Genomic DNA, 2827 nt, shown 5'->3' on the forward strand with positions numbered 1-2827 from the left:
CCGCGGGCGGCCGGCGGCGGCTCGCCGGTGATCGTCGCGCCGGGCCGGCCGGGCGAGGACGCCCGGACCCTCTCCCCCGGGCAGGCCGCGAAACGGCGGCCGGACGACAGCCCCAACGCCGCCGACCGGGCGTACGTCCGGCGCATGATCGAACACCACCGGCAGGCCCTGACGATGAGCGGCCTGGCCCCCGAAAGGGCCTCGGCGGACGGGGTGAAACGGCTCGCCGAGCGGATCGCGGCCGCCCAGGGGCCCGAGATCGGGGCGATGGAGAAGTGGCGGGCCCGCTACCCGGCGCCGGACGGCGAACCCGGCGGGCACGACCACGGCGCGATGCCGGGCATGGCCACCGAACAGCAGCTGCGGGAGCTGACGGACGCCCGCGGCGCGGACTTCGACCGGCTCTTCCTGCGGCTGATGACCGCCCACCACGAGGGGGCGGTGACGATGGCCGGCGAGGCCCTCGCACAGGGGAACAACGGCGCCGTCGAGGAGATGGCGAACGAGGTGGTGGCCGTCCAGAGCGCGGAGATACACCGGATGCGCGCGATGGGCTGACGGCCGCGGGGGCCGGTGGCATGCTGGGGAGCACCTGCGGGAGGGAGTTCCGCCGTGCTTCGTGTCGCCGTCGTCGGCTCGGGCCCCAGTGGGGTCTACGCCGCACAGACACTGGTCGAGCAACGTGAGGTCCCGGGCGTACGGGTCGACGTGCTGGACCGGCTGCCGGCTCCGTACGGCCTCGTCCGGTACGGGGTGGCCCCCGACCACGAGAAGATCAAATCGCTGACCGGAAACCTGCGCGGCGTGCTGGAGGACGAGCGGATCCGCTTCCTGGGGAACGTGGAGGTCGGCGGCGGTCCGCTGACCACAGCCCGGATGCTGGAGCTGTACCACGCGGTGGTGTACTGCGTGGGCGCCGCCCGGGACCGGCCGCTCGGGATCCCGGGCGAGGAGCTGGCCGGGGTGCACTCCGCGACGGCCTTCGTGTCCTGGTACAGCGGCCATCCGGACGCCGGCTCCTTCGACCTGGGCGGGGTCCGCTCGGCGGTGGTCGTCGGGGCGGGCAACGTCGCGGTGGACGTGACCCGGATCCTGGCCCGGGGCGTGCCGGAGCTGGAGCCCACCGACATGCCGCAGCCGGCGCTGGGGGCGCTCGCGCGCAGCGGGGTGCGCAGGGTGGCGATGGTGGCCCGGCGGGGCCCCTCGCAGGCCAAGTTCACCACCAAGGAGCTCCGGGAGCTGGGCACCCTGCCCGGGGTGGACGTCCGTACGGACCCCGCCGAGCTGGCCCTGGACCCGGCGTACACCGACCCGGCCGCGGCCCAGGCCCTGCCGGCGGCGGCCCGGCGCAACCTGGAGGCGCTGCGCGGCTGGGCCGGGGCGGCGGGGCCGGACGGGGAGGCGGGGCGGGACATCGCCCTGCGCTTCTACCTGCGCCCGGTGGAGGTGCTGGGCGGGCCGGACGGCCGGGTCCGCAGGATGCGCTTCGAACGGACCGCGCCGGACGGGCGGGGCGGGGTGAGCGGTACGGGCGCCTTCGAGGACGTGGACGCCGAGCTGGTGCTGCGCTCGGTGGGCTACCGGGGCGTCCCCCTCCCGGGACTGCCCTTCGACCCGGCCACCGGCACCGTCCCGCACGCGGCGGGCCGGGTGGTCCGCGCCGGGCGGGCCGCGGTCGGCGAGTACGTGGCGGGCTGGATCAAGCGCGGCCCGACCGGGGTGATCGGCACCAACCGCCCCTGCGCCAAGGAGACGGTCTCCTCCCTCCTCCAGGACGCGGGCGCCCTGGCCCGCCGCGACCTCCCCGGCGACCCCCTGGACGCCCTCCGCGCGGCGGGCCTGCGCCCGGTGGAATGGCCGGGCTGGCTCTCGATCGAGGCGGCCGAGGCGGAACTGGGCCGTTCCCTGGGCCGCCGCTCGGTCAAGATCCCCGACTGGCCGGGCCTGCGTACGGCGGCGGGGCTGGTCTAGGACTCCCCGAGCCTCGACTCCTGGGCGGCGGCCGCCGTCAGGAGGGTGTCGAGGAGGTCGGGGAAGAGGGACTGGAGGTCCTCGCGGCGGAGGCCGTTCATCTTGGCCGTGCCCCGGTAGGTCTGGCGGACGACGCCGCTCTCGCGCAGGACGCGGAAGTGGTGGGTCGTCGTGGACTTGGTGACCGGCAGGACGAAGTCCGAGCAGGCCAGCTCGACCTCCCGGTCCGCCAGTTCGCGGACGATGGAGAGCCGCAGCGGGTCGGAGAGGGCGTGCAGGACGCCCTCCAGGCGGATCTCCTCGCGCTCGGGGTGGGCCAGGGCACGGGGCGCGTCACGTTCCGTCATGTCCTGCTCCGCTCCTTCGGGTTCCGGCCGGGATCCCGGGCCGGGGGTTCCCATGGTACGAGAACCTTCGTACGACCGGCCCGGGTGCGGCACGGGGCGGGTGCCCCGAGCCGCACGCCGTTCACCAGGCGCGCTGGTACGGGCCGGGAACCGGCAGCTCCGCGCCCAGTTCGGCGGCCGCGCGGCGGGCCCAGTACGGGTCGCGCAGCAGCTCCCGGCCGAGGAGGACGGCGTCGGCCTCGCCGTTGGCGAGGATCTTCTCCGCCTGCTCCGGCTCGGTGATCAGCCCGACCGCGGCCACCGGCAGGGTGGTCTCGTCCTTGACGCGGGCGGCGAAGGGCACCTGGTAGCCGGGGCCCGTCGGGATCTTCACCCGGGGCGCGAGCCCGCCGGTGGAGACGTCCAGCAGGTCCACCCCGTGCTCCTGGAGCAGGGCGGCCAGCCGGACCGTCTCGTCGGCGGTCCAGCCGTCCCGCTCCAGCCAGTCCGTGGCGGAGATCCGGAAGAAC

Annotated in this window: 4 protein-coding genes; 2 read left to right on the forward strand and 2 right to left on the reverse strand. The window is 75.8% G+C overall.

Going from position 1 to position 2827, the window contains the following annotated elements; translation table 11 throughout:
• Positions 1 to 558 (forward strand): DUF305 domain-containing protein (locus tag AB0O29_RS34850; protein WP_365160154.1); only part of this gene is annotated, 558 nt, incomplete at its 5' end.
• A 54-nt stretch (positions 559 to 612) separates the two neighbouring features.
• Positions 613 to 1971 carry an FAD-dependent oxidoreductase gene (locus AB0O29_RS34855; protein WP_365160157.1) on the forward strand — a complete coding sequence of 453 codons (1359 nt, stop codon included), beginning with the start codon at positions 613 to 615 and terminating at the stop codon, positions 1969 to 1971.
• On the opposite strand, the gene AB0O29_RS34860 is transcribed toward AB0O29_RS34855, so the two are convergent.
• Positions 1968 to 2318: a helix-turn-helix domain-containing protein gene (locus AB0O29_RS34860; protein WP_365160160.1), complete on the reverse strand. Its 351-nt coding sequence runs from the start codon at positions 2316 to 2318 to the stop codon at positions 1968 to 1970. The two genes, AB0O29_RS34855 and AB0O29_RS34860, sit on opposite strands and share 4 nt — an antisense overlap.
• A 121-nt stretch (positions 2319 to 2439) precedes the next feature.
• Positions 2440 to 2827 (reverse strand): tRNA-dihydrouridine synthase (locus tag AB0O29_RS34865; RefSeq protein ID WP_365160162.1); only part of this gene is annotated, 388 nt, incomplete at its 5' end.

It is taken from the genome of Streptomyces sp. NPDC089915, from assembly GCF_040684675.1.
GTDB lineage: Bacteria > Actinomycetota > Actinomycetes > Streptomycetales > Streptomycetaceae > Streptomyces.